This is a genomic window from Janthinobacterium agaricidamnosum, from assembly GCF_003667705.1.
Taxonomy (GTDB): Bacteria; Pseudomonadota; Gammaproteobacteria; order Burkholderiales; family Burkholderiaceae_D; genus Janthinobacterium.
In genome coordinates, this window is record NZ_CP033019.1 from 5,685,769 (window position 1) to 5,711,923 (window position 26,155).

Below are 26,155 nucleotides of genomic sequence, written 5' to 3' on the forward strand. Positions count from 1 at the left end.
GACCCGTTGTGGCTCCTCATCTGCACCCAGGCACAATGCGCCGGCCGCACCACTCACTGAAAGCAAGGCAATCACATGGAACAGATCCGCATTCGCGGCGCTCGCACGCATAACCTCAAGAATATCAATCTCGATTTGCCGCGCAATAAGCTGATCGTGATTACCGGCTTGTCCGGCTCCGGCAAGTCGTCGCTGGCCTTCGACACCTTGTATGCGGAAGGCCAGCGCCGCTATGTCGAGTCGCTGTCGGCGTATGCGCGCCAGTTCCTGCAATTGATGGAAAAGCCCGATGTCGACCTGATCGAGGGGCTATCCCCCGCCATCTCCATCGAACAGAAGGCAACGTCGCACAACCCGCGCTCGACGGTGGGTACCGTGACGGAAATCCACGATTATCTGCGCCTGCTGTATGCGCGCGTGGGCACGCCCTACTGCCCCGACCATCCGGAAAACGCACTGGCCGCCCAGTCCGTATCGCAAATGGTCGATGCCGTGCTGGCCATGCCGGAAGACACCAAGCTGATGATACTGGCGCCCGTCGTCGCCAACCGCAAGGGCGAACACGTGGACCTGTTCGAGCAGATGCAGGCGCAGGGCTTCGTGCGCTTTCGCGTGCAGAGCGGCACGCATGCGGCCAAGATCTATGAAGTCGATGACCTCCCGAAATTAAAGAAAACGGAAAAACACACGATCGACGTCGTCATCGACCGCGTCAAGGTGAACCAGGAGATCAAGCAGCGCCTGGCGGAAAGTTTCGAAACAGCCCTGCGCCTGGCCGATGGCCGCGCCATTGCCTACGAAATGGATACCGCCCAGGAACATGTTTACTCGAACAAGTTCGCCTGCAATGTGTGTGGCTATTCCCTGCAGGAACTGGAACCGCGCTTGTTCTCGTTCAACAACCCCATGGGTGCCTGCCCCGAATGCGACGGCCTGGGACACATTGAATTCTTTGACCCGAAACGCATCGTCGCGTTCCCGAACCTGTCGCTCGCGTCGGGCGCCGTCAAGGGCTGGGACCGCCGCAACCAGTTTTACTTCCAGATGCTGTCGAACCTGGCCGCGTATTACGAGTTCGACCTGGACATGCCGTTCGAGCAGCTGGACTTGAATTCCCAGCAAGCCGTGCTGTACGGTTCCGGCAAGCAAGTGATTCCGTTTACCTATGTCAACGAACGGGGCCGCACCGTCATCAAGGAACACACGTTCGAAGGCGTGGTCAATAATTTACAGCGCCGCTACCGCGAGACGGATTCGATGGCCGTCAAGGAAGAATTGGCCAAGTTTATCAATGAAAAATGCTGCCCGTCCTGCGATGGGGCGCGCCTGCGCGTGGAAGCGCGCTTCGTCAAGGTCGGCACCGGCAAGCAGCAGCGCGCCATCTATGAAGTGGCGGGAAAACCGCTGCGCGAGACCCTGGAATTCTTTGAAAAGCTGAAACTGACGGGCGCCAAGAAAGAGATCGCCGACCGCGTGGTCAAGGAAATTATTTCGCGCCTGAAATTCCTCAACAACGTGGGCCTCGATTACCTGTCCCTGGACCGCAGCGCCGATACGCTGTCCGGCGGCGAAGCACAACGCATCCGCCTCGCGTCGCAAATCGGCTCCGGTTTGACGGGTGTCATGTATGTGCTCGATGAGCCGTCGATCGGCTTGCACCAGCGCGATAATGACCGCCTGATCGAAACCTTGAAACACTTGCGCGACATCGGCAACAGCGTGCTGGTGGTCGAGCATGACGAAGACGCTATCCGCACGGCCGACTACATCGTCGACATGGGCATCGGCGCGGGCGTGCACGGCGGCGAGATCATCGCCGAAGGCACCTTGTCCGACATTCTCAAGAACAAGAAGTCGCTGACGGCGCAGTACCTGAACGGCAAGCTGAAGATCGCCGTGCCAGCCAAGCGCCATGCGAGCAACCCGGAAAAGCAGCTGGTGATTACTGGCGCGACGGGCAACAACCTGAAAAAGGTCTCGCTGAGCTTGCCGGTGGGCCTGATGACGTGCGTCACGGGTGTGTCCGGCTCGGGCAAGTCCTCGCTGGTCAACGATACCCTGTATCCGGCCCTGTCGCGCCATCTGTATGGTTCGCAGACGGAACCGGCGCCGCACGAATCGATCAGCGGCCTGGAACACTTCGACAAGGTCATTTCCGTCGACCAGGCACCGATCGGCCGCACGCCGCGCTCGAATCCCGCCACGTATACCGGCTTGTTTACGCCGATCCGCGACTTGTTCTCCACCGTGCCGACGGCCAAGGAACGCGGCTACAGCGCGGGCCGCTTCTCGTTCAACGTGAAGGGCGGACGCTGCGAAGCGTGCCAGGGCGATGGCGTGATCAAGGTCGAGATGCACTTCCTGCCCGACGTCTACGTGCCGTGCGACGTGTGCCACGGCAAGCGCTACAACCGCGAAACGCTGGAAGTGCAATACAAGGGCAAGAACATCACGGAAGTGCTGGGCATGACGGTGGAAGAGGCGCATGCATTCTTCAAACCGGTCCCCTTGATCGCGCGCAAGCTGCAAACCCTGCTCGACGTGGGCCTCGGCTACATCAAGCTGGGCCAGAGCGCTACCACCCTGTCCGGCGGCGAGGCGCAGCGTGTGAAATTGTCGCTGGAACTGTCCAAGCGCGACACGGGCCGCACCCTGTACATCCTCGATGAACCGACGACGGGCTTGCACTTCCACGACATCGACTTGCTGCTGAAAGTCATCCACCGCCTGCGCGACCAGGGCAACACGCTCGTCATCATCGAGCACAACCTGGACGTCATCAAGACGGCCGACTGGATCGTCGACCTGGGTCCCGAAGGCGGCGCCGGCGGCGGGCAGATCATCGCCACGGGCACACCGGAAGACGTGGCCGTCAACCCGGCCAGCGTGACAGGCAAGTACCTGGGACCGCTGCTCAAGCAGTAACAACAGCAGCGCAATAAAAAACGGCGCGGATTGCTCATGCAATCCGCGCCGTTTTTTATTCCCGAGTCTACGGCAATGCCGGCAGGGTCACGTTTTTGTCCTTGGCTACTTCCGCAACTTTCATTTCCATATAGCTCCAGACCTTTTCCAGCGCATCATAAAAGACAATGGCCTCATCAAGTACACGGGGAGCAAGCAAACACATGCCGCGCGTCTTCTGCGCTGGGTGGTCGCTCATGGTGGCATCCCAGGACTGCACCGTCAGCACTTGAATCTTCCATCGCTCGGTCGCCTTCTTCCGGCCAGCCTCCACAGCCTTCCCGCTCTCATCCGCCCAGATATTCGTAAAGAACGTCACGGAGTCGTCGTCCGACCACACGCCGCTTTTTTTCAAGGCAGCCACCATGCCGTCCAGCTTTTTTTGATGTGTGGCCTGCTGCTGCCTGAGGCGCTCGACATTGTTCTTCATGCCTGCAGCAAATGTGTCGTCATATCGCTTGGCATAGTCCGCACTTTCACAATCCTGGCGGTGATCGGCATGAGCGCTGCTGCCGAGCAGGCAGGCGGCCACGGTACTAATGATGATGATCGTTTTTTGTATTTTTTGGGCAGGCATGACAGCGAATAATTTCCATAGGACAATTATTATACCGGCAATAAAAAACGGCGCGGATTGCTCATGCAATCCGCGCCGTTTCTCTTTTGATAGCACCCCAGTCATTGCCGGCGTGTCATTTATCGCACGCCAGTCTTTGCCGGCGTGTTTCTCCCCCACTACTAAACGTTTACTCAGCCAGACGCTTTTCCAGCGCAGCCTTGTGATCTGCCAATTCTTGCGGCAGATGATACGCGAGTTTTTCAAACAATTCCGTATGCAATTTCAATTCTTCCACCCACGCGGCCTTGTCGATCGAGGTGATGGTGTCGAATTGTTGTTGCGTGAATGGCAAGCCATCCCAGTTCAGGTCGCCATACTGCGGTGTCGTGCCGAACAGGTTTTCCACGCCGCCCGCCTTGCCTTCGATGCGCTCCAGCATCCATTTCAGCACGCGCATGTTGTCGCCGAAGCCAGGCCAGACGAACTTGCCTGCCTCGTCCGTGCGGAACCAGTTGACGCAGTAGATCTTCGGCAGGGCCGCCGCGTTGACTTTGCCCACCTTGACGCCCATGTCCAGCCAGTGCTGGAAGTAATCGCTCATGTTATAGCCGATAAACGGCAACATGGCAAACGGATCGCGGCGCACGACGCCCATCTGGCCCACGGCCGCAGCCGTCGTTTCCGAGCCCATGGTGGCAGCCATGTACACGCCTTCGACCCAGTTGCGCGCTTCGGTGACGAGCGGCACGGTGGTCGAGCGGCGGCCGCCGAAGATGAAGGCGGAGATCGGCACGCCGGCCGGATCGTCCCAGGCCGCGTCGATCACGGGGTTTTGCGTTGCCGCAACCGTGAAGCGTGCATTCGGGTGCGCGGCCTTGGTGCCGGACGCCGGCGTCCAGTCCTTGCCCTGCCAGTCGATCAGGTGGCTAGGTGCTTCCTTGGTCAAGCCTTCCCACCAGACATCGCCATCGTCCGTCAGCGCCACGTTGGTGAAAATCGTGTTGTCGCGCATGGAGGCCATGCAGTTGTAATTGGTTTTTTCGTTGGTGCCCGGCGCCACGCCGAAGTAGCCCGCTTCCGGGTTGATGGCATACAAACGGCCATCGGCGCCCGGCTTGATCCAGGCGATATCGTCGCCGATGGTAGTTACTTTCCAGCCGTTAAAACTTGCCGGCGGGATCAGCATGGCGAAGTTGGTCTTGCCGCAAGCCGACGGGAACGCTGCCGCGACGTAATGCTTCTTGCCTTCCGGCGACTCCACGCCAAGGATCAGCATGTGTTCGGCCAGCCAGCCCGGGTTGTTGTCCGATGCTTGCGCTTCCTGGTAGCCCATGTTCGAGGCGATGCGCAGGGCGAAACATTTCTTGCCCAGCAAGGCGTTGCCGCCGTAGCCGGAACCGAAGGACCAGATTTCGCGCGTTTCCGGGAAATGCACGATGTATTTGGTGCTGTTGCACGGCCATTTCACGTCTTGCTGGCCGGCCGCCAGCGGCGCGCCCACGCTGTGCACGCACGGCACGAATTCGCCATCGGTGCCCAGCACGTCGTACACGGCACGGCCCATGCGGGTCATGATCTTCATGTTGACGGCGACATACGGCGAATCGGACAGTTCCACGCCGATGTGGGCGATCGGCGAACCCAGCGGGCCCATCGAGAATGGCACGACGTACATGGTGCGGCCGCGCATGCAGCCGTCGAACAGGCCATTCAGGGTGTGGCGCATTTCGCCAGGCTCGGTCCAGTTATTCGTCGGGCCGGCCGCTTCTTTCGTTGCCGAGCAGATATACGTGCGGTCTTCGACGCGGGCCACGTCGCTCGGATCGGAGCAGGCCAGGTAGGAATTCGGGCGCTTGTCGGCATTCAGTTTTTTCATGGTGCCGCTGGCAACCATCTCGGCGCACAGGCGCTCGTACTCTTCTTGCGAACCATCGCACCAGTAGATGCGGTCTGGCTTGGTCAGCGCGGCAATGTCGGCCACCCAGTTGATCAGTTTCTGTTGTTTAATATAAGCTGGGACGTTGAGTGCGGCGACGCCACCCATGACGGGCTGATTCATATTACCTCCAATACCAATAAAAGAAATTCTGGTCGTTCCGGCAAGACAGGCAGCATCGTTGAGAGGTGGCTGCGGCTCACTGCGGGCGGTGTGTTCACGCGGGCAGGGCTCTGGTGTCGTGTCCGCCGCGGCGTTCGCGCCAGCGGCATTTACCTGGATCATGCTCCCGGGCTGCAGGAACAGTTTGCGCTATCACTATAATCACGAAGCTTCAAAAGTGCCGGCGATTGTACACCCGCGTAACGGCTATTCTCGCAAAAATGTAGGAGAATAGCTTGACTAATGTAGTAGGCTATTCAGCATTTCCCGTATCCTGTTATTTCCCTACCAAATCCTTACTAAAATCGGCCATCCACCATGAAAATTGCCATACTCGATGATTACCAGGATGCCGTGCGCGGCCTCGATTGTTTCAAATTGCTCGACGGCCACGAGGTCAAAGTGTTCAGCAATACGGCGCGGGGCCTGGGCCAGCTGGCGATCCGCCTGGCGCCGTTCGACGCGCTGGTGCTGATCCGCGAACGCAGCAGTTTCAACCGTGCCTTGCTGTCGAAACTGCCGAACCTGAAACTGATTTCGCAAACGGGCAAGGTCAGCGGACACATCGATGTGGCGGCCGCCACCGAGCTGGGCATCGCCATCGCGGAAGGCATCGGCTCGCCCACGGCGCCGGCCGAACTGACGTGGGCGCTGATCATGGCGGCGCAGCGCAAGATCGTGCCGTACGCGCAACATTTGCAGGAGGGGCTGTGGCAGACGTCGTCGCTGGAGCCAAAGCACAACACGCTCGGTACGGTATTGAAAGGGCGCACCCTGGCGATCTGGGGCTACGGCAAGATCGGCCAATTGATCGCCGGCTATGGCCGCGCCTTCGGCATGACCATCCTCGTGTGGGGCAGCGAAGCGAGCCGCGCAGCGGCCGTGGCGGCCGGCGACACGGCGGCGGTCTCGCGCGAGGCGTTCTTCGAGCAGGCCGACGTGCTGAGCTTGCATCTGCGCCTGTCCGACAAGACACGCGGCCTGGTCACAAGCGAGGATCTGGCGCGCATGAAGCCGACGTCCCTGTTCGTCAACACGAGCCGCGCCGAGCTGGTGGCCGATGGCGCGCTGGAAGCGGCACTGCCACAAGGGCATCCGGGCGCCGCCGCGCTCGACGTGTTTACGGACGAGCCGCTGCCGCCAGGCTCGCCGCTACTGCTGCTGCCGAACGTGCTGGCCACGCCACACCTGGGCTACGTCGAGCGTGACAGCTATGAGCTGTATTTCCGCTACGCCTTGCAAAACATCGTCGATTTTACGCAGCATCAATGCACGCGCCTGCTCAATCCCGAAGCATTGCAGCATGCGCGCCAAGCCCCTCAGGAGCGCTGAAAGCCCTTGATCAGGTCGGGCTCGCCCGTGATGCGGATGGCGGGCGCCGACAGCACGTGCCGGCCGCGCCACAGGCCGGTCCAGCCGGGCGGCCAGGCGATGTCAGGCCCACTGTACGGCGCCACGCCGGCGCGCACGGCCACGACCGGCACGGGCGGCATGTCTTGCAAGGGTTCGCCTGGCGCGCGCTGCATGTCCAGGCTGTACATATAATGGGGTAATAAAGCGTCGCAGACACGGCCAAACCACTCGCTATGGTCGTCGTCGCGCCCCAGCGCCTGTGCCAGGCCTTGCGGATCGAAACGGGCCAGGGCATCGATCAGCTCGCCAGTGGAAGCGCCGGGAGAGTCTCCCCAGCCCATCACGGGATTGACGTTGTAATCGGCGCCCGAGCCATACCAGCCTTCGCGCCAAGGACGCTGCATCCAGTCGCGCGGCCCCGTAAACAAATGCCAGCGCCAGTGCAGCCCGGATGGCTTGGGCCAGGAATACAGATACAGTTTTTGATAGCCGGCCTGGTGCAGTGCGCGCACCATCGCCATCAGGCGCGCGTGCGGCATGCGGTCGGGCGGCGCGCGGCGAAACAGGATCGCTTCGCCATCGGCAAACTGCACGTCGTCGGTCGACAGGTTCAGGTCCAGGGTCCGCGCTTCGCTGCCGAAACGGGCGACGATCCAGCCCGTCAGCAAATTGACGGACGTGATCACCCCGTAACCGCGGTGGCGGTGAAAAATGACGGTGCCGGGAGCGAGCGCTTTCATACGGAGTCGGGGGTGGCTGGCAAACAAAGAAACCAGTGTACTCACAGATGGCCAAATTTTCCAGATGCGGCGCAAGCGCAGGCGGCAAGCACGCCGTCCCATCCGCAGCGTCATTCACGCAAGGGCGGCAATCCACGATATCATGCGCGTCATTCTCCACTGACATCGTGACCACATCATGACATTGCGCATACTCGCCACCGGCGGCACTTTCGACAAGCACTACAACGAATTGAACGGTACCCTGGGCTTTTCCGACAGTCATTTGCCGGCAGCGATTGCCCGCGCGCGCATGACGGCGCCCGTGGCGCTGGAGCAATTGCCACTGCTGGACTCGCTCGACATGCAGGATGCGGACCGCCAGCGCGTGCTCGCCTCGTGCCGCGCGGCACAAGAAAAAGCCATCGTCATCATCCACGGCACCGACACCATGCGCGAAACGGCGCAAGTGCTGGGCGCGGCGAACCTGCAGCAAACGGTCATTTTGACGGGCGCCATGATTCCCTACGAAATCGACAACTCCGATGCCCTGTTCAACCTGGGCTTTGCGTGCGGCGTGGCGCAAACCTTGCCAGCCGGCGTCTACGTGGCCATGAATGGCCAGATTTTTGCATGGGACAATGTGCAAAAGAACCGCGCCGCCGGGGTGTTCCAGCCGCTGTGATGCAATTGTACTGCGGCAACGTCGCAGCGCAACAACAAAATGGCATGGCAATATTTCTACGAGGATAAGGAATACCCACATTAATTCCCGCGTGGAAATATTGCAAGCAAAAGAGCAATATATTTGTTCATAATTACAATTATTTCTCATGCTTCAATGCTATATTTGGCTCATCGACTAACCCCTTTTTCGGGAATTCCTCATGACCAAGCGCAAATCGGCTGTACAACTGTTCCAACTGGGCGCCATTGCCGCCGCGTTTGCGCTGAGCGGCACCGCCCACGCGACGACCAGCCTCACCAATGAATATACGGTAACGGCATCGGCCACGGCCGCAGGCGCGAACACGTGGACCTTCGATTACAGCGTCTTGAACAATAACCAGGGCATCGGCGGCCAGACGGGCCTGGACGGTTTCACGATTTTCGTTCCTGTCTCCGCCACGCTGGTCGGTTCCACCGCCCCTGCGCCATTGAACGGCGCCCCCGGCTTCTGGTCGCAAGGTGCCAGCGCCCAGCTCGATCTGGGCGGCGACGGCTCGCAAAACCTGGTGGCGCCATCGGGCTACGCGGCCTACACCTGGTGGGGCCAATATACGCAGTCCGTGTACACGCCAGGCTCGACCGCCAACTTCAGCATTACCCTGAGCAATGTTGCCGTCGGCGCCAACACGGTCGGCATCAGCACCTATTTCGGCTATGGCGCCGCTACTGCACAATCTGCCAGCAACCAGTATGGCAATTACTCTACCTTTACCGGTACTTTCGCTTCACCGGTGGCCGCAGTGCCTGAACCGGAAACATACGCCATGCTGCTGGCCGGTCTCGGCCTGGTCGGCTTCATGGCACGCCGCAGAAAAACAGGCAAGCACAGCGCCTGATTTCCACTCTGCAGCACCTCGACAAGCCCGCTTTCAGCGGGCTTTTTTTTACATTTTTTTACTTTGCATAAATTCTGCAATACAACATTTTTCATCTAATTATTGCTGGCAAAACATCGAATTGCCAATACAATAATTTTATGTTGCAAAAAAACGCCATTGATCATTTTTAAAAACGCAGATATTTATAAATATAAAATCTATATTTAACATTTAAATCAAATATTCTTCAGTATCTCGAATTTATTGCCAAATCCGACACGGTTGAGGTGCATTTTTTCTTGCTGAGACGACATAATGTTTGCCTCGACAAGTCAAAAGTGCATTTATAACAATATTGCGCTAAGTAGTCTTCCACCTCCCACCGACGTGGTTCCGCCTACCGTACACGAACACCGCTGGGCATCTACCCGATGACCAGAACGGTGCTCGTGTACTGCTTGTCGTTATTAAAACTACTACGGAGTAATTGTTACAATGGCATTTAAAGAAAAGATTGGCGTACGCAGCGTACGCCTGGCCCTGACCGTCCTGGCAGGCAGCGTTTTGTTCTCCGGCCAATCCATGGCGGACGAAGCAATTCAAAAAGTTGAAATTACCGGTTCGAGCATCAAGCGTATCGCTGTCGAAGGCGCCTTGCCTGTACAGCGCCTGTCGCAAGAAGCGATCGCCAAATCGGGCGCCACTTCGGTTGCCGACCTGATCCAGGCCTTGCCAGCGATGCAAGGCTTCACCATCGGCGCCGTCGCCGCCGGTTCCGACTCGGGCGGCAATACCAGTGCTTCGCTGCACGGTATCGGCGAAACCTACACCCTGGTGCTGTTGAACGGCCGCCGCATCGCGCCACAAGGTTCCGGCACCACGGTCAACCTGAACGCCATTCCGATGAGCGCCGTTGAACGCGTCGAAATCCTGACCGACGGCGCTTCGGCCCTGTACGGCTCGGACGCCATCGCCGGCGTACTGAACTTCATCCTGAAGAAAAACCAGCAAGGCGCCACCCTGGAAGCCACCTACGGCGGTCCGGAAGACAAGGGCGGCAACGCCTGGAACACCAGCGTCACCTACGGTTTCGGCGACCTGGACGAAGACCGTTTCAACGTGCTGTTGTCGTACCGCCATGACGAGCAATCGAAACTGCGCGCCACCGACCGCACGTTCGCCGCCACCTCGTACGTGCCGTTCAGCCGCAACGGCAATAACTACATCTGGGACCGCACCAGCACATCGGCTTCGCCAGCAGGCGCCACGGTTGCCTACAAGAGCGGTGCGCCATCGACCGCGTTTTCGCCTTACCTGGCTAAAAATGGCAATTGCCCTGAAGGTTTCGACGTCACCACCGCCAATGCACGCGCTTGCGGCTTCGACACGGGTTCCACCGTGGAAATCGTGCCGCAATCGAAACGCGACAGCCTGTTCTCCAAAGCGACGTACAAGCTGAACGACAACCTGAATGCATTCGCCGAACTGGCCTACTCGCGCTACGACCTGACGGCGCGTATCGCCGCCAATCCGATCCCGATCGCAATCGCCAAGGACAGCGCGCTGTACAACACCTATGTGTCGCCCTACCTGACGCCAGCGCAACGTGCCGACGTCAAATCCGTGACGGCCAACTACCGCAGCACCGACTTCGGCCTGCGTGCCAGCAACACCATCACCGAAACCAAACACATGGTCGTCGGTGTGGAAGGCGAACTGGGCGCGTGGAACTTCGAAAGCGGCCTGACCTGGTCGCAAAACTCGATCGACGAGCGCTACACGGGCGGTTACCAGAAGAGCCAGGAATTCAAGAATATCCTGGCCAATCCGGACTTCAATCCTTTTGCTGCGACACAAAAGCCATCCGTGCAAGCACAGGTCGCTGGCGCGCAATTCGTCGGCTCCGTGCGCACCGCATCGACCACGATGCGCGGCATCGACACGCACGGCTCGCGTGAATTGTTCAGCCTGCCAGGCGGCAAGGCCAGCCTCGGTATCGGTGGCGACTACCGCACCTATACGTATGAGCAATCGCCAGGCGCCACCGGCGACGACATCTACAGCTTCAACACCAAGCCAGCCTACGACATGAGCCGCGACACCTACGGCGCCTTCGTCGAGTTGCTGGCACCGCTGACCAAGTCGTTCGAAATGACCGTCGGCGGCCGTTACGATGCTGTCAAGGCGATCGATGACAAGCTGAACAACAAAACTGTCGGTAAAAAAGACAGCGCCAATACCTACAAGGTATCGGCACGCTGGCAGCCGGTACAGACCGTGCTGATCCGCGGTTCCTACGGCACGGGCTTCAAGGCGCCAAGCATGCTGGACATCGCTCAGCCACTGGTCAACGCCGGCTTTACCGCCAAGAAATTTGACTGCCCATACCCAGGTAACGCACTGTGCCGCGCGGAAGCAACGCAATACAACGCGGTATCGCAAGGCAACCCGGATCTGCAATCGGAAAAATCGAAGCAGTTCACCCTGGGCTTCCGTGTCGAGCCTAGCTCGGCATTCTCGTTCGGCGCCGACCTGTGGGATGTGAAATTGCGCAATGCCGTGTCGGAAGTATCCGAAGAGCAAGCATTTGCCGATCCGGTCAAGTATGCATCGAGCTTCGGTGAATACATCGAACCATCGACCGGCATCGCTTACTACGCGTTCAAGAAACTGTCGGTCAACATCGGCAAGAAGGAATACCGTGGTATCGACTGGGATCTGTCCGCCAACCACAAGTTTTCTTTCGGCAAGCTGACCGCCCAATTGAGCGGTACGCACATGTTGCACGCCAACTACACCAAAGCCGGTAGCGACAATGTGTTCACCAGCAACATGAACTTCTTCGGCGACACCAACGAAGTCACGTTCCGCAACCTGATGAAGCTGACGACGACCCTGGACACGGGCCGCCTGAGCAACACGGTCACGGTCAACTACCGTAACGGCTACACCGATGCTCCCGCTACCGTGTACAACCTGGCGACCCAAAAAGAAGAGAAAAACTTCCGCCTGCAAGTACCGTCGTACACCACGTTCGACTGGCAAGCACGTTTCGCCTTTGACAAGCAAACCACGATCCGCGCAGGCATCAAAAACCTGTTCGACCGTGCACCGCCGCTGTCGCTGCGCGCTTCGTCGGGCCACCAGATCGGTTTCGACCCCCGCTACGCCGATCCGATGATGCGTTCGTTCTACGTCACCGGCAACTACAAGTTCTAATTTGACGTGTTGAATTAGCTTGTCTGAAAGGCGCCTTGCACTTCACCGTGCAAGGCGCTTTTTTTATGCGCCGGCAAATTGCACAGGCGAAAAAAAAGGAGCCGCAGCTCCTTTTCGTACCAGCATGACGGCTGTTACGCCGTCGCTTCGCCGCCCAATGCTTCGACCACGTCGGCCATCAGCTTGGAGAGCTCGCCCGTCATCAGCATCACGTCGCCGTCGAAACGCTCTTCGTCGTTCTTCGTGCTCGATTCCGTTTCCTTGATCACGTCGAGCGGCTTGACGCTCTTGATGGCCAAGGACTCCGTCAGCACGAACGAGATCTTGTCGTTCCACGTCATGGCCAGGCGCGTGCACTGCTTGCCGGCCGCGATGTGGCGGCGCACATCGTCCGCTTCCAGGGTGTGGCGCACGTAGCGCACGGTGGCCTTGCTCTCGCCCGTGGCGCGCAATTCCGTATCCATGTCGACCGTGAAGCCGGCCGGCGCGTCGTCCGCCTGCAGCCACTCCGTCATCACCGCCACGGGCGAGCGCTGCACGCGCAGGCTTTCCAGCGGCAGTTTATCGACGGCTTTCAGCAGCAGCTTGATGACTTCATCGGCTTTCGCCGGGCTGGCGGCATCGACCACCAGCCAGCCATTGACGGGGTCGATCCACGTCCAGACGTTGCTGCGGATGCTGAAGGCGCGCGGCAGCAGCTCGTCGGCCACGCGTTCCTTCAATTCCTTCATGGCTTTCTTGCCAGGCGCAAAGCCTTGCGCTTCTTCCATCTCGGCGGCGCGGGCCTTGGCCACCTGGTTGATGACGGTGGCTGGCAGCAGTTTCTTTTCCGTGCCCAGCAAGATCAGCATTTGCTTGTTGACCACGTGGACCAGGCCGCCGTTCGGGCGTGGCGTATCCCAGCCCTGGCGCATCAGATCCATGCTGGTCGCCGGCGTAAATTTGTTCGAGGACAAGGCCTCTTCCAGTTGTTCTGGCGTGTAAGCCCACGGTGCGGGCAGGCGGTAAATCTGAAGATTCTTGAACCACATAATTTTTGTCTTCCGTTTGTTTCAGTAGTGCCAGGGGAACGCCATTCTACACTTTCGACACGGGAATGCCGTCAAAAGCGCGGACTGGCGCGGTGTTGTTGATGCATGGGGAATGCCGCTACAGGGCGGGAAACAGCTCCGCCTGGGCTGGCGCCTGCCGCGTCATGACGGCCGGATCGGACAAGGTCGAGATGCGCACGCCCAGCAGGCGGATTTTCTTGTCAAATGGCACGCGCCGCAAGCAGTCGCGGCTGGCGCGCAGGATGGCGGCGGCGTCCGCCGTGGCACTGGGCAGGGTGATGTCGCGCGTGACCGTGCTGAAATCCTCGAAGCGCAGCTTGATGCCCACCGTGCGCCCCGCCAGCGACTGCTTGTCGAGGTCGCCCGCCACGCGCGTGCACAGGCTTTCCAGCTTTTCCGACAGCGTGGCGCGGTCGCGCACCACCTGCAAGTCGCGCTCGAACGTCGTTTCGCGGCTGACGGACTTGGTTTCCCGGCTCGTCTGCACGGGCCGCTCGTCGATGCCCAGCGCCGCCTGGCGCAGCCAGCCCGTGTACAGGTCGCCGAACTGCGTGCGCAGCATGGCCATGTCGGCCCGCGCCAGCTCGCCGATGGTGATAATGCCCAGCGCTTCCAGCTTGGCCGTGGCTTTCGGGCCGATGCCATTGATCTTTTTCGCCGGCAAGGGCCACACGCGCGTTTCCACATCCTCGGGCGACAAAATGGTGAGCCCGTCGGGTTTTTCCAGGTCGGAACAGATTTTTGCCAGCAATTTGTTCGGCGCCAGGCCGATCGAGCACGACAGGCCCGTCGCCTCGAACACGGCCGCCTTCAGGCGCGCCGCCATGGCCGGTGCCTGCTCGCCGTATTCGGTCAGGTCGACATAGATTTCATCGATGCCCACGTTCTGGATGATGGGGCACAGCTGGGCCACGGCCTGCTTGAAGCGGGCCGAATACTCGCGGTAAGCCTCGAAATCGGCCGGCAGCAGGATGCTGTCGGGCGCCAGTTTCGCCGCCTTCATGATGCCCATGGCGGAAAACACGCCAAACTTGCGCGCCGCATAGGTCGACGTGGTGACGACGCCGCGCCCCACGTAATCGCGCATGCGCGCGAATTTCCGCGTGCCGTCTTCCTGCAACAGGGGTTGCTGCAGCCGGCCGCCGCCGATGACGACGGCTTCGCCGCGCAATTCCGGATATTTCAACAGTTCCACGGAGGCGAAAAAGGCATCCATGTCCAGATGGGCTATCCAGCGGCGCGGTTCAGGCAATGTAGGGGCAGATGTGGTCAAGGACACCTCGCGGCGGGATACTGTAGTTATATACAGTATCGCTGGAAATGCCCATGGATGCAAGTTGAAACGCACGCGCTCCGCAGTTGCTTTTCTCAATAGCAAGATTACAATCCTGACACGACTATAAAAGGAGTTGCCTTGTCTACAGCACATCAAGCTTTGCGCCGCCTGGCCGTCTGCTCATCCATCCTGCTGTCCACGCTGGCGCCATCCGCGCTGGCCGCCGATGCCACCGCACCCATCGCCGCCAAGACGGCCTGGCAGGAAACGCGCCACGGCACCGTGGTTACGGACGACTACCGCTGGCTGCAAAAGAAGACCGATCCTGCCGTGATCGACTACCTGAATGCGGAAAACGCCTACACGGCGGCCGTCACGGCCCCGATCCAGCCGCTGGCCGACAAGCTGACTGCGGAAATCAAGGGACGCATGCAGGAAGTGGACCTGTCCGTGCCTGCGCGCCAGGGCAATTTCTACTATTACACGCGCACGGAAGCGGGCAAGCAATACCCGATTCACTGCCGCCGCCCCGTCGGCAAGAACGGCGCCTACGATGCGCTGGCGTTTGAAGAAATTCTGCTGGACCAGAATCAATTAGCTGAAGGCCACAAATTCTTTGCCGTGCGCGCGTTTGCCATCAGCCCGAATGAACAGTTGCTGGCCTACACCACCGACACGACGGGTTTCCGCCAGTACGAGCTGCATGTCAAGGATTTGAAGACAGGCAAGTTGCTGGGCGACAGCATGCCGCGCGTCACATCCCTGGCCTGGGCGGCCGACAACGCCACCCTGATGCTGACGCAGGAAGACGCCACCACCAAGCGCGCTGACCGCTTGTTCCGCCTGGCCCTGGGCGGCACGCCGCAGCAGGTCTACCACGAGCCGGTGGAACAGTTCGCCATCCACGTGGACCGCACGCATGACAAGCGCTTCTTCGTGCTGACCTCGGGCAGCACGGATACGAGCGAAGTGCTGCTGCTGCCAACGAGCCAGCCGCAAGGCAGTTTCCAGAGCGTGCTGAAACGCGAAAAAGGCCACCGCTACGTCGTCGAACACCGCGACGGCCAGCTGTATATTCTGACCAACAAGGATGCGAAGAATTTCCGCGTCGTCAGCGCGCCATTGAGCACCCCGCAGCCGAAACACTGGAAACCCGTCGTGCTGCACAACAAGGATGCCGTGATCCAGTCCATCGACGTCTTCCAGGGCTATCTGGTGGTGATGGAAAAGGCGCGCGCACTGAACCGCGCGCGCATCCATGATTTTGCGCAAAAGAACTGGAAGACCGTACAGTTCGACGACCCCGTCTACCTGGCCACGTCCGTCGGCACACCCGAGTTTTCGGCCACGCAATTTCGCATGTCGTACCAGTCGCCCGTCACGCCGCCCACCATCATCGATGTCAGCATGAAGGATGGCCAGCGCACGGTACTGAAGCAGCAGGAAATCGCCGGCGGCTTTGACGGCAGCCGCTACACCACGCAGCGCCTGTGGGTGAAAGCGCGCGATGGCGTGCAAGTGCCGCTGTGGGTCGTCTACAAGAAAGGCGTCAAGCTCGACGGTTCCGCGCCGCTGCTGCTGTACTCGTATGGCTCGTATGGCATTTCCACGGAAGCCACTTTCTCCATCAGCCGCATCAGCCTGCTGGAACGGGGTGTCATCTATGCGCAAGCGCATATCCGCGGCGGCACCGACATGGGCGAAGCGTGGCATGAAGACGGCATGCTGATGAAGAAGAAAAACACCTTCCATGACTTCATCGACAGCGCCGACTACCTGGTGCGCGAAAAATGGACGAGCCCGAACCGCCTGATCATCCAGGGCGGCAGCGCAGGCGGCTTGCTGATGGGCGCCGTCGTCAACATGCGCCCCGAGCTGTTCCACGCCGTGCACGCGGCCGTGCCGTTTGTCGACGTGATGAACACCATGATGGACGCCAGCCTGCCCCTGACGACGGGAGAGTACCTGGAATGGGGCGACCCGAACCAGAAGGCGGCCTACGACTACATGCTCAGCTACTCGCCTTACGACAACATTGCACGCAAGAATTATCCCGCCATGCTGGTGACGACGGGCCTGAACGACAGCCAGGTCATGTACTGGGAACCGGCGAAATACGTGGCCAAGCTGCGCGCGTATAAAACGGACAGCAATCCCCTGCTGCTGAAAACGAATATGGGCGCCGGCCACGGCGGCGCTTCGGGCCGCTACAACGCCATCGCCGAAAACGCGTTCAATATGGCGTGGATGCTCTCCCAATGGGATATCACGGAATAATGTGAAAAAAGCGCTTGCAGAAGGATTTTAGCCATCCTATAATAGCGCCTCTTCCAGACGTGGTGACAAACGTCGGGATGGTTTTCTGAGACAAGCAACGGGTGCTTAGCTCAGTTGGTAGAGCGGCGCCCTTACAAGGCGTAGGTCGGGAGTTCGAGCCTCTCAGCACCCACCAAATCAGAAAACTGTCCAGTGCTTCATGGATCAGCAACACAGATCATACGAGCTTGGAGTGGTAGTTCAGTTGGTTAGAATACCGGCCTGTCACGTCGGGGGTCGCGGGTTCGAGTCCCGTCCGCTCCGCCAATAAAAGAAAAGCCCTTTGGTTCCTGGAACCGAAGGGCTTTTCCCATTTCAGCAGCAGAAATCACGCCAATACTCCCTTCCTTGAACATTTTTGCGCTTTTCAGCAAAAAAACTGCCATTCCCCCTCAAGAATAGTTGCACAAGGGCGAAAGCGCCCCCTATAATAGTGCCTCTTCCAGACGTGGTGACAAACGTCGGGATAGTTTTCTGGGTATGCGGGTGCTTAGCTCAGTTGGTAGAGCGGCGCCCTTACAAGGCGTAGGTCGGGAGTTCGAGCCTCTCAGCACCCACCACCAATACAGAAAATTATCCAGTGCTTCATGGATCAGCAACACAGATCATACGAGCTTGGAGTGGTAGTTCAGTTGGTTAGAATACCGGCCTGTCACGTCGGGGGTCGCGGGTTCGAGTCCCGTCCGCTCCGCCAATAAAAGAAAAGCCCTTTGGTTCCTGGAACCGAAGGGCTTTTCCCATTCTGGGGTCAGATCCACAACACCGCCAACGTCAACCCCAACGCTGACTTGTCCGGGGGTCTGACCCCGGCTGTTAGAATCAGCGCTACTCTGACTCCGCCCCTGCCCGCATGCGCTTGCCCCGTAGTACTCCTCCCTATCTCGCCCTGCGGCTGCGCCTGGCCCATCATGCTTTGCTGCAATTTGCCGCCAGCCTGGCCAGTTCCATGGAAATTCTCGTGTTCCTGGCCGGTCCCGTCCTGCTGGGCTTGCTCAGCGTCATCGCCCTGCCCGGCTTTCTCGCCGCGAACCAGCCCTGGCCCGCCGCACTGGGCATCATCGTCACGCAGACCGTGCTCACCTGCCTGCCCGCCTGGCTGCTGCGCAAACGGTTGTTGCCGGCAAATACCGCCGCCTGGCTGCGCCAGCTGCCCTTGCCGCCGCGCCTGCGCTGGCAAGCCGATATCGCCGTGGCCGGTATGCTGATGCTGCCGCTGGGCATCGCCTATGCCGTCTCTGCCGGCATCTGGCTGCTGCAGTCGCCGCCCTGGCTGCGCCCGGTCATCGCGCCCGGCATGGCCGCCACCCTCGCCGCCTGGCTGCTGGCCTGGCTGCTGACGACGCTCATCGTGGCGCAGCGCCTGCGCGCGCCGCGCCCCGCCCAAAAGGCGCGCCCGCCCACGATGACGGCATACGTGCCGCAACGGCCCCGCTGGCCTACCCTGTTCCAGTGGCGCCAGCTGTTCTGGCTGCCGTTCTGGCGCAATGAGAATGTGATCGGCCTGCAGCAAAGCGTCTTGCTGGCCACGGCGGGCGCCAGCATGCTGGCCTGGCTGCTGCGCGCGCCCCTGCTGCCCGCGCCGCTGCTCGGTTTGCTGGCCAGCGCCAGCCTGGTCATTGTGACGGACCGGGGCGACAAGGCCGTGCGCGAGCAGATCGCCGTGCTGCGCCCAGCGCTGAACGCCTGGCCGCTGGCCAGCGCGCCCTTGCTGCGCCTGGCCTGCGCGGCCAGCCTGCTGCCCGCCTTCGCCGTGCTGCTGGCCGGTGCTGTCTTGCTGTACGCCACCGATCCCGCCGCCTTGCAACAGCGCGTCACCAGCGTGTATGCCCTCACCGCCAGTGTCGCCCTGCTGGCCATCGTGGGCCTGCCCCGCCTGACGGCGCGCGGCAGGGTCGCCCTCGTCGTCCTGTCCATCCTTGCCTTGAGCGCCATCGGAAGCGAATTATGGAATTGAACCTGCCTTCTCCCGTGCTGTATATCGAGCACCTCGATTTTCACTTCCCCACGCACAGCGTGTTCCAGGGGTTCAACCGGCAATTCGGCCCCGGCATCACCTGGCTGCGCGGCGCGAACGGCGCCGGCAAGACGACCCTGCTGAAACTGGCGGGCGGCGCCCTGCTGCCCGCGCGCGGCGCCATCCGTTTGAACGAAATCGACAGCGGCTTCATGCCGCTGGCCTACCGCGCCCGGGCCTTCTATTGCGGCGGCGATGCGCCCGCCCTGCCCTGGCTGCAAGTGCACGAGTTTCTCGACCTGCACCTGGCCCTGTACCCGGGCAGCGACCAGGCCCTGCTGAACGACGAACTGAGCGCATTTTCCCTGCTGCAGACCTTACAGCAAAGCATCACCGCCCTGTCCCTGGGCCAGCATAAAAAACTGCAGCTGGCCCTGGCACTGGCCTTGCCCGTGCGCCTGCTGCTGATCGATGAGCCGTTCAATGGCCTCGACGCGGCCGCCATGGCGTACTTGCGCCAGCGACTGGCCGACCCGGCCCGCCTGGCGCGCCAGTGCATCGTGCTGACCAGCCATCTGGCGCCGGACGTGCCGCTGGCGGCGACGGTGGAAATATAGACAGGAAATACAGCTTTGCAGATCAGCAAGAACCGCTTAGGATGCCGTGTTGCAAAAACCGGCGATCCCGGTGCAGCCACGACAACAACACGGCACGGTTATTCACCGCGCCCGGCTTATTCTTGGAGAAATCATGTTGAACATCCACCGCAGCGCCCTGGCCATCCTGTGCGCCGCTATCACCACCTGCACCACTTCGGCCCTCGCCGCCGGCCCCACGGGCACGGCCGCCGACTATGGCAGCAGCGCGCCCCACGCCGCCGCCCAGCGCAGCATCGAACTGCAGCCCGACACGCGCCACATCAACGTCACGCACGGCGAAACCGTCACCATCGCGCGCGCCGGCCAGCGTTTTACGTGGCACGTGCAAACTTTTAACCATCAAGCGACATTCGCCCTGAGCGACATCGCGCCGAAGGACATGGCCGTCGACGGCGTGCAGGTGTACGTAGCCGCCAATCCCCTGTACACGGGCAGCTAAGTTTCTTTAACGCATAAAAAAACCGGAAGGGCCTCGCGGCCGTTCCGGTTTTTTTTCAGCGTGAAGAGTTACGCCGTCAATGCTTCTTTCGCTGCGGACTCGTCGACCACTTCCTCGTCATCCGAGCGGATCAGGTGGTCAAAGGCGGACAAAGCTGCCTTGGCGCCTTCGCCGGTGGCGATGATGATCTGCTTGTACGGCACCGTGGTGACGTCGCCGGCCGCGAACACACCGGGGATCGAGGTCTGGCCGCGGGCATCGACTTCGATTTCGCCGTGGCGCGACAGGGCGACCGTGCCTTTGAGCCACTCCGTGTTCGGCACCAGGCCGATTTGCACGAAGACGCCTTCCAGTTCAACCTTGTTCGACGCGCCGCTGATGCGGTCCGTGTAGCTGAGGCCATTGACGATCTTGCCGTCGCCGTGAATCTCGGTGGTCTGCGCCGACGTAATCACGGTCACATTGGGCAGGCTGTGCAGCTTGCGCTGGAGCACCGCATCGGCGCGCAGTTCCGCGCCGAACTCGATCAGGGTCACGTGTTTCACGAGGCCGGCCAGGTCGATCGCCGCTTCCACGCCCGAGTTGCCGCCGCCGATCACGGCCACGCGCTTGCCCTTGAACAAGGGACCATCGCAGTGCGGGCAGTAGGCGACACCGTGGTTGCGGTATTCCTTCTCGCCCGGCACGTTGATTTCGCGCCAGCGGGCACCGGTGGCCAGGATGACGGTCTTGGCTTTCAGCACGGCGCCATTCGCCGTTTCAATCTCGATCAGCTTGCCTGGAGTCAATTTCGCGGCGCGCTGCGTGTTCATGATGTCGACGTCGTATTCCTTGACGTGCTGTTCCAGCGCCACGGCGAACTTCGGACCATCGGTTTCCTTGACGGAAATAAAGTTTTCGATCGCCAGGGTATCGAGCACCTGGCCGCCGAAACGCTCGGCCAGCACGCCCGTGTTGATGCCCTTGCGGGCAGCGTAGATCGCCGCTGCCGCGCCGGCGGGGCCGCCGCCGACGATCAGCACGTCAAACACGTCTTTCTTGCTCAACGCTGCCGCCTGGCGGGCGCCGGCGTTGGTGTCGAGCTTGGCAAGGATTTCCTCGACATTCGTGCGTCCCTGGCCGAAATGCTGGCCATTGAGGAACATCATCGGCACGGCCATGATCTGGCGTTCTTCCACTTCTTGCGGGAACACGCCGCCATCGATGGTGGTGACCTTGATGCGCGGGTTGATCACGGCCATGGCATTCAAGGCCTGCACCACTTCCGGGCAGTTATGGCAGGAGAGCGAAATAAACGTTTCAAACTCGTAATCGCCGTCGAGGTTGCGGATCTGCTCGATCACGGCATCGTCGAACTTGATGGTGTGGCCGCCCACTTGCAGCAGCGCCAGCACCAGCGAGGTAAATTCGTGGCCCAGCGGCACACCGGCGAAACGCACGCCGATGTCGGAGCCGGTACGGTTGATGCTGAACGACGGAACCCGTACGCCAGCGTCAAGGCGCTCGACCAGCGTGATTTTGTCGCTCAACAGGACTATCTCCTGGAGCAATTCCTTCATCTCGCGGGCTTTTGCGCTGTCATCGAGAGAAGCGACCAGCTCAAGCGGATACACCACTTTTTCCAGGTAGGATTTCAGTTGGGTTTTGAGGGTTGCATCTAACATGATTTTTTCTTCCTTTACAAATATTTAGGCGAATGCCGGGCCGGACGCCCGGTCCGGCATCGCGGTAACTACTTGTTTGCTACGTCGTGCATCGAGACTTAGATCTTGCCGACCAGGTCCAGCGATGGGGTCAGCGTTGCGGCGCCTTCCGTCCATTTTGCCGGGCACACTTCGCCTGGGTGGTTCGCCACGTACTGGGCGGCTTTAACTTTGCGCAACAGTTCCGATGCGTCACGGCCGATGCCGTTGTCATGCACTTCCAGCACTTTGATGAAGCCGTCCGGATTGATGACGAAGGTGCCGCGCAGTGCCAGGCCTTCTTCTTCGATCATGACTTCGAAGTTGCGCGACAGGGCGCCGGTCGGGTCGCCGATCAGTGCGTATTGCACTTTCTTGATGGCGTCCGAAGTGTCGTGCCAGGCTTTGTGCGCGAAGTGGGTATCGGTCGAGATGCCGTAGACATCGACGCCCAGCTTCTGGAACTCGGCGTGGTGATCGGCCAGATCTTCCAGTTCGGTTGGGCAAACGAAGGTGAAGTCGGCTGGGTAGAAGACGAATACCGACCACTTGCCTTTCAGCGACGCTTCCGTCAGGTCGACGAATTTGCCATTGTGGTATGCGGTTGCCTTGAATGGTTTAACTTGGGTATTGATCAGCGACATGTCATTTCCTCTCGTGTGGTGAATCAGTAAGACTCTAGTGTAAGGGGTTTTAACCCATATTCAAAATTGATTGTCACAATAGTTTCAATTGGTTTTAGCTATCATGACGCCATGGGAACTCCATGATAGGCAGTTCCCACGGGATTGGATAGCGGTGACAGTGGATACCCCTGCCGCCGCCAGGTGTTTCATTCCTAGTTCTTTAACTCTTCTGGTACCTTGCCGCCGTTTTCCGCCAGCTTGATCATCACCTGGCGGTGCAGCCAGATATTCATGCTGGCCGAATCGTTGGTGTCGCCTGTGAAATGCAGCTCTTGCGCCAGTTCCTTGCGCGCGGCCAGGCTGCTGTCGAGTTGAAGCAGTTTCATCAGGTCGACGATGGACGTGCGCCAATTGAGTTTTTCCGCGTTCTTGCTGGCCAGGTCGACCAGCACCACTTCCACGTCGACGACCGGCACGGCGGCGGCCGGTGCAGGCGCTGCCGCCGGTGCGGCTGCCGCTGGCGCTTCGGTAGCGGCGGCTGGCGTGGCTGCCGGGGCAGCGTCGGATGAATGGTGGAAGATTTTGTTATAGATATTGCTGAAAATGCCCATGAGGTCACCTCGAGTTGAGTGAATGGAAGAAGGTTTGCCTGCGCACCAGGTCCAGGACCCGTGACAGCAATGCCGGGCGCAGGCGCCAGCCCGTCGAGTATAAGCCCGTTCGGGCCGGGAGCCCCGTCCCGCAGGCTTGCGTGAAATCTGGTGGCGGACGCGCCCGTTTCAAGGATGCAAAGGCCGCCGGGCGTGCAGCAGCGCGTCGAACGCGTCGATGGCCAGCGGCGGCGCAAACAGCTCGCCTTGCGCAAAATCGCAGCCGATGTCCAGCAGCCGTGCGCGCTGCTCTTCGGTCTCCACCCCTTCGGCGATGACTTGCAAACCCAGCTTGTGGGCCATGGTGACGATGGCTTCGCACAGCACCAGTTCGCTGGCGCCGGGCGCCAGCTTGCGCACCAGCACGCCGTCGAGCTTCAGGTAATCGATGCCGCACTGCTGCAATTGCGTCAGCGAGGCATGGCCGCTGCCAAAGTCGTCGAGGGCGATCTGCAAGCCCGCCTCGCGCAAGTGCTGCAGGCGTGGCGCCATGCTATTGCCGCTAGGTAAAAGCACATCTTCGCGCATGTCGAGCACGATGGCCGAAGGCGGCACATCGAGCGCCAGCAGCTGGCGCAGCCAGGTGCCGGGCGCCTCGACTTCGCGCTGCAATTCCAGCGACGACTGGTTCAGGCACAGCTGCAGCCCCGGCAAGCCGATGGCCTGGCCCTGCGCGCGCCAGCGCAGCAGTTGCGCGGCCGCCGTGCGCAGCACCCAGTCGCCGATCTCCACGATCAGGCCGCTGCTCTCGGCCAGCGCCAGGAAATCGGGCGGGCACACGACGCCCCGCTGCGGATGGTGCCAGCGCAGCAAGGCTTCCGCTTTGGCCAGTTTGCCGCTACGCAGCTCGACGATGGGCTGGTAATGCAGCTGCATCTGCTGTTCGTGCAGGGCCGCGCGCAAGTCCGCCCCCATGCGCATGCGGTTGACGGCCGCCACCTGCATGGCCGGCGTGAAATAACTGTAGCGGTTGCGCCCCGCGCCTTTCGACACATACATGGCCTGGTCCGCATGCTTGAGCAAGTCCTCGATCGTGCCCGCGTCGTCCGGATACAGGGTGATGCCGATCGAGGCCGAGACGAAGGCCTGCTCCTGTCCCAGCAGGAATGGTGCCAGCAAGCCGTCGAGGATTTGCCGCGCGATACGGTCGACTTGCTGCAGGTCGTCGAGGTCGGACAGGATCACCGTGAATTCATCGCCGCCCAGGCGCGCCACCGTATCCGTCTCGCGCACGCCCACGCGGATGCGCCGCGCCGCTTCGATCAGCAAGATATCGCCCTGGTGGTGGCCGAGGGTGTCGTTGACTTCCTTGAAATGGTCGAGATCGATAAACAGGATGGCCACGCGGCTTGCGTCGCGCCGCCCCTGGGCCAGCGCCAGGCGCAGGCGCTCGTGGAACATGCGGCGGTTCGGCAATTGCGTCAAGGTATCGAAATTGGCTTGCTGCCAGATCAGCGCTTCCGTTTGCCGCTTGTCCGTCACGTCTTCCAGCATGCACAGGTGGTGCGGGCCGCCATGGCGCGCCGTGGCGATGGCCGTTACCGAAGCGTCGACCCACACCACGCCGCCATCGGGACGCACGATGCGCTTGGCGTGGCGAAAACCCTGCATGCGCCGCGCCAGCAGCTGCGCCACGTGCGCCTGCTCGCCCGCCACGTCGTCGGGATGGCTGATTTCCATCCAGCTCGTCTGCTTCATGTGCTCCAGCGTGCGCCCGGCGATGGCCAGATAGCGCGGATTGATATCCAGAAACTGTCCGCTCACGGTATCGATCAGGGCGATGCCCATGGGCGCCTGCTCGAACATGGTGCGAAAGCGCAATTCCCCTTGCCGGATGGTGTCCTCGGTGCGGCGGCGCTCACGCGCCAGATTGCTGAAATGAAAGGCGGCCGACACGGCCAACAGGCTGCCCGCCACGCCCAGCGACAGGTACAGCCAGCCCAGGTCCGCGCCTGGCACGGGGCGATACAAAAAACCCTGGTAGGCGCGGCTGTCCGTGGCATTGCGCGGCAGCACGCCCATGGCGGCATACGTATCGGCGATATGCTGCCAGCGCTGGGGATTCATGTAGCCCGGCTCCACCAGCGTAGGCTGCAGCAGTAAATCCATCTGCTGCGCCTCGTACAGCAGGTGCGCGTGGTCGTGGCGCTGGCTGTATTTGACATGGATCAATTGCGCCATTTCCTCGCGGTGCGCCATCGCGTATTGCCAGCCGCGCAAACTGGCCGCGCGGAACGCTTTTACGCGCTCGGGATGGCGGCGCAGTTCGCGCTCGCTGGTAAACAAGTTGTCGCCGTAGAAATCGATGCCGGCCGTGCGCGGCGTAAACTGGTAATAGGGAAATCCCGCCCGGTCCAGATAGTCCGGTTCGTTGGTGGAATACGCGGCAATCGCATCGACTTTGCCCTCGATCAAATCCTCGACCCGGTAGCTGGGCGGCAAGTGGCGCATCTGCTGCGGCGCGACGCCCATTTTCCGCAGGAATAGCGACACTTCATCGGATGCAGACGCCACGTCGGTGGGCGCGCCTATCATCACAGGCGCCCCCGCCAGCTTGCGCACGTCGGGCGCGCCGCCTTGCTGGCGCATCAGCAGCACGCTGGGCGAATGCTGGAACACCACGGCCAGCACCACCACGGGCTTGCCGGCCAGGCGGCTGAGCAACAAGGTGCTGTTGCCCACGCCATATTCGGCCTGGCCCGCCAGCACGGCCGCCTCGGCGCGCGGCGCGCCGCTGCCTTCGAGCAGCGTCACGTCGAGGCCCGCCTCGCGGTAATAGCCCTGCTCGATGGCCGCGTAATAGCCGGCGAACTGGAACTGGTGCGTGAAATTGAGCTGCAGGGAGACGGGCTCCAGAGCCCGGGCTTGTGTGGCCAGGCACAGCAGCAGGAAGAACAGGCCGCGCCAGCCGCGCGCCAGCCTGCCGGCGAGCGGCAAGACAAAGCGGAAAGCATCGGGGGCTTTCATCGGCATGGCGGAACACCACAGGAAGCTGCCGAGCTGGCAGGGGTAAGGCTATTGTAGCCGCCCCTTTTGCCATTG

Annotated in this window: 18 protein-coding genes and 4 tRNA genes; 13 read left to right on the forward strand and 9 right to left on the reverse strand. The window is 60.8% G+C overall.

Annotation, left to right across the window (positions count from 1 at the left end; translation table 11 throughout):
- Window positions 1-75: 75 nt before the first annotated feature.
- Window positions 76-2,925 carry an excinuclease ABC subunit UvrA gene (uvrA, locus tag D9M09_RS25710; RefSeq protein ID WP_121670684.1) on the forward strand — a complete coding sequence of 950 codons (2,850 nt, stop codon included), beginning with the start codon at window positions 76-78 and terminating at the stop codon, window positions 2,923-2,925.
- A gap of 67 nt (window positions 2,926-2,992) precedes the next feature.
- Here the strand turns inward: uvrA and D9M09_RS25715 are convergent, their stop codons facing one another.
- Together D9M09_RS25715 and D9M09_RS25720 are read right to left on the reverse strand one after the other, a co-directional pair.
- Window positions 2,993-3,787, reverse strand: a complete 795-nt coding sequence (locus D9M09_RS25715) for a hypothetical protein (protein WP_162995796.1) — start codon at window positions 3,785-3,787, stop codon at window positions 2,993-2,995.
- A complete protein-coding gene (locus D9M09_RS25720) occupies window positions 3,711-5,582 on the reverse strand; it encodes a phosphoenolpyruvate carboxykinase (GTP) (protein WP_121670686.1) in 1,872 nt (623 codons plus the stop codon). Before D9M09_RS25720 ends, D9M09_RS25715 begins: the two co-directional genes overlap by 77 nt.
- Before the next feature lie 357 nt (window positions 5,583-5,939).
- Between D9M09_RS25720 and D9M09_RS25725 the strand changes: the two genes are divergently transcribed.
- Window positions 5,940-6,953, forward strand: coding sequence for a D-2-hydroxyacid dehydrogenase family protein (locus tag D9M09_RS25725; RefSeq protein WP_070224807.1), 1,014 nt, complete (start codon window positions 5,940-5,942; stop codon window positions 6,951-6,953).
- On the opposite strand, the gene D9M09_RS25730 is transcribed toward D9M09_RS25725, so the two are convergent.
- The gene (locus tag D9M09_RS25730) at window positions 6,941-7,714 is read right to left on the reverse strand and encodes an L-asparaginase (RefSeq protein ID WP_121670687.1); all 774 of its coding nucleotides are present in this window, start codon (window positions 7,712-7,714) and stop codon (window positions 6,941-6,943) included. The genes D9M09_RS25725 and D9M09_RS25730 overlap by 13 nt on opposite strands.
- Before the next feature lie 178 nt (window positions 7,715-7,892).
- Here D9M09_RS25730 and D9M09_RS25735 point away from each other — a divergent pair, with 178 nt between their 5' ends.
- The 3 genes from D9M09_RS25735 (at window position 7,893) to D9M09_RS25745 (ending at window position 12,459) form a co-directional block, all read left to right on the forward strand.
- Window positions 7,893-8,378 (forward strand): asparaginase domain-containing protein, encoded by a 486-nt coding sequence (locus D9M09_RS25735; RefSeq protein ID WP_034781194.1) that lies wholly within the window; start codon window positions 7,893-7,895, stop codon window positions 8,376-8,378.
- Between the two features lie 202 nt (window positions 8,379-8,580).
- Window positions 8,581-9,258, forward strand: a complete 678-nt coding sequence (locus tag D9M09_RS29840; protein ID WP_070291889.1) for a PEP-CTERM sorting domain-containing protein — start codon at window positions 8,581-8,583, stop codon at window positions 9,256-9,258.
- 477 nt (window positions 9,259-9,735) lie between these two features.
- Window positions 9,736-12,459, forward strand: a complete 2,724-nt coding sequence (locus D9M09_RS25745; protein ID WP_070224810.1) for a TonB-dependent receptor — start codon at window positions 9,736-9,738, stop codon at window positions 12,457-12,459.
- Window positions 12,460-12,593: 134 nt separating this feature from the next.
- On the opposite strand, the gene D9M09_RS25750 is transcribed toward D9M09_RS25745, so the two are convergent.
- The gene (locus D9M09_RS25750; protein WP_034754435.1) at window positions 12,594-13,490 is read right to left on the reverse strand and encodes a recombination-associated protein RdgC; all 897 of its coding nucleotides are present in this window, start codon (window positions 13,488-13,490) and stop codon (window positions 12,594-12,596) included.
- A 118-nt stretch (window positions 13,491-13,608) separates the two neighbouring features.
- A complete protein-coding gene (gene dinB, locus D9M09_RS25755) occupies window positions 13,609-14,763 on the reverse strand; it encodes a DNA polymerase IV (RefSeq protein ID WP_121670688.1) in 1,155 nt (384 codons plus the stop codon).
- Between the two features lie 162 nt (window positions 14,764-14,925).
- Between dinB and D9M09_RS25760 the strand changes: the two genes are divergently transcribed.
- From D9M09_RS25760 to D9M09_RS25795, 8 genes are all read left to right on the forward strand, one after another.
- Entirely contained in the window at window positions 14,926-17,064 is a 2,139-nt protein-coding gene (locus D9M09_RS25760) for a S9 family peptidase (protein ID WP_121670689.1), read from the forward strand.
- Window positions 17,065-17,163: 99 nt separating this feature from the next.
- Window positions 17,164-17,239 (forward strand) — tRNA-Val (locus D9M09_RS25765).
- A gap of 54 nt (window positions 17,240-17,293) precedes the next feature.
- Window positions 17,294-17,370: transfer RNA gene (locus D9M09_RS25770), tRNA-Asp, on the forward strand.
- 217 nt (window positions 17,371-17,587) lie between these two features.
- A tRNA-Val gene (locus D9M09_RS25775) sits at window positions 17,588-17,663 on the forward strand.
- Between the two features lie 57 nt (window positions 17,664-17,720).
- A tRNA-Asp gene (locus D9M09_RS25780) sits at window positions 17,721-17,797 on the forward strand.
- Window positions 17,798-17,959: 162 nt separating this feature from the next.
- On the forward strand, window positions 17,960-19,057 hold the full coding sequence (locus D9M09_RS25785) for a hypothetical protein (protein ID WP_240453479.1): 1,098 nt from the start codon (window positions 17,960-17,962) through the stop codon (window positions 19,055-19,057).
- Window positions 19,048-19,674: an ABC transporter ATP-binding protein gene (locus tag D9M09_RS25790; RefSeq protein ID WP_121670690.1), complete on the forward strand. Its 627-nt coding sequence runs from the start codon at window positions 19,048-19,050 to the stop codon at window positions 19,672-19,674. The genes D9M09_RS25785 and D9M09_RS25790 overlap by 10 nt, the downstream gene beginning before the upstream one ends.
- 133 nt (window positions 19,675-19,807) lie before the next feature.
- Window positions 19,808-20,155 (forward strand): CzcE family metal-binding protein, encoded by a 348-nt coding sequence (locus tag D9M09_RS25795; protein ID WP_121670691.1) that lies wholly within the window; start codon window positions 19,808-19,810, stop codon window positions 20,153-20,155.
- Window positions 20,156-20,223: 68 nt separating this feature from the next.
- Here D9M09_RS25795 and ahpF read toward each other — a convergent pair whose 3' ends face one another.
- The 4 genes from ahpF to D9M09_RS25815 form a co-directional block, all read right to left on the reverse strand.
- A complete protein-coding gene (gene ahpF / locus D9M09_RS25800; RefSeq protein WP_070219446.1) occupies window positions 20,224-21,819 on the reverse strand; it encodes an alkyl hydroperoxide reductase subunit F in 1,596 nt (531 codons plus the stop codon).
- Window positions 21,820-21,917: 98 nt separating this feature from the next.
- Window positions 21,918-22,481, reverse strand: coding sequence for an alkyl hydroperoxide reductase subunit C (gene ahpC / locus D9M09_RS25805; protein ID WP_070219447.1), 564 nt, complete (start codon window positions 22,479-22,481; stop codon window positions 21,918-21,920).
- 194 nt (window positions 22,482-22,675) lie between these two features.
- Window positions 22,676-23,074, reverse strand: a complete 399-nt coding sequence (locus D9M09_RS25810; RefSeq protein WP_070219448.1) for a DUF3597 domain-containing protein — start codon at window positions 23,072-23,074, stop codon at window positions 22,676-22,678.
- A gap of 168 nt (window positions 23,075-23,242) precedes the next feature.
- Window positions 23,243-26,086: an EAL domain-containing protein gene (locus D9M09_RS25815; RefSeq protein ID WP_240453480.1), complete on the reverse strand. Its 2,844-nt coding sequence runs from the start codon at window positions 26,084-26,086 to the stop codon at window positions 23,243-23,245.
- Window positions 26,087-26,155 lie beyond the last annotated feature (69 nt).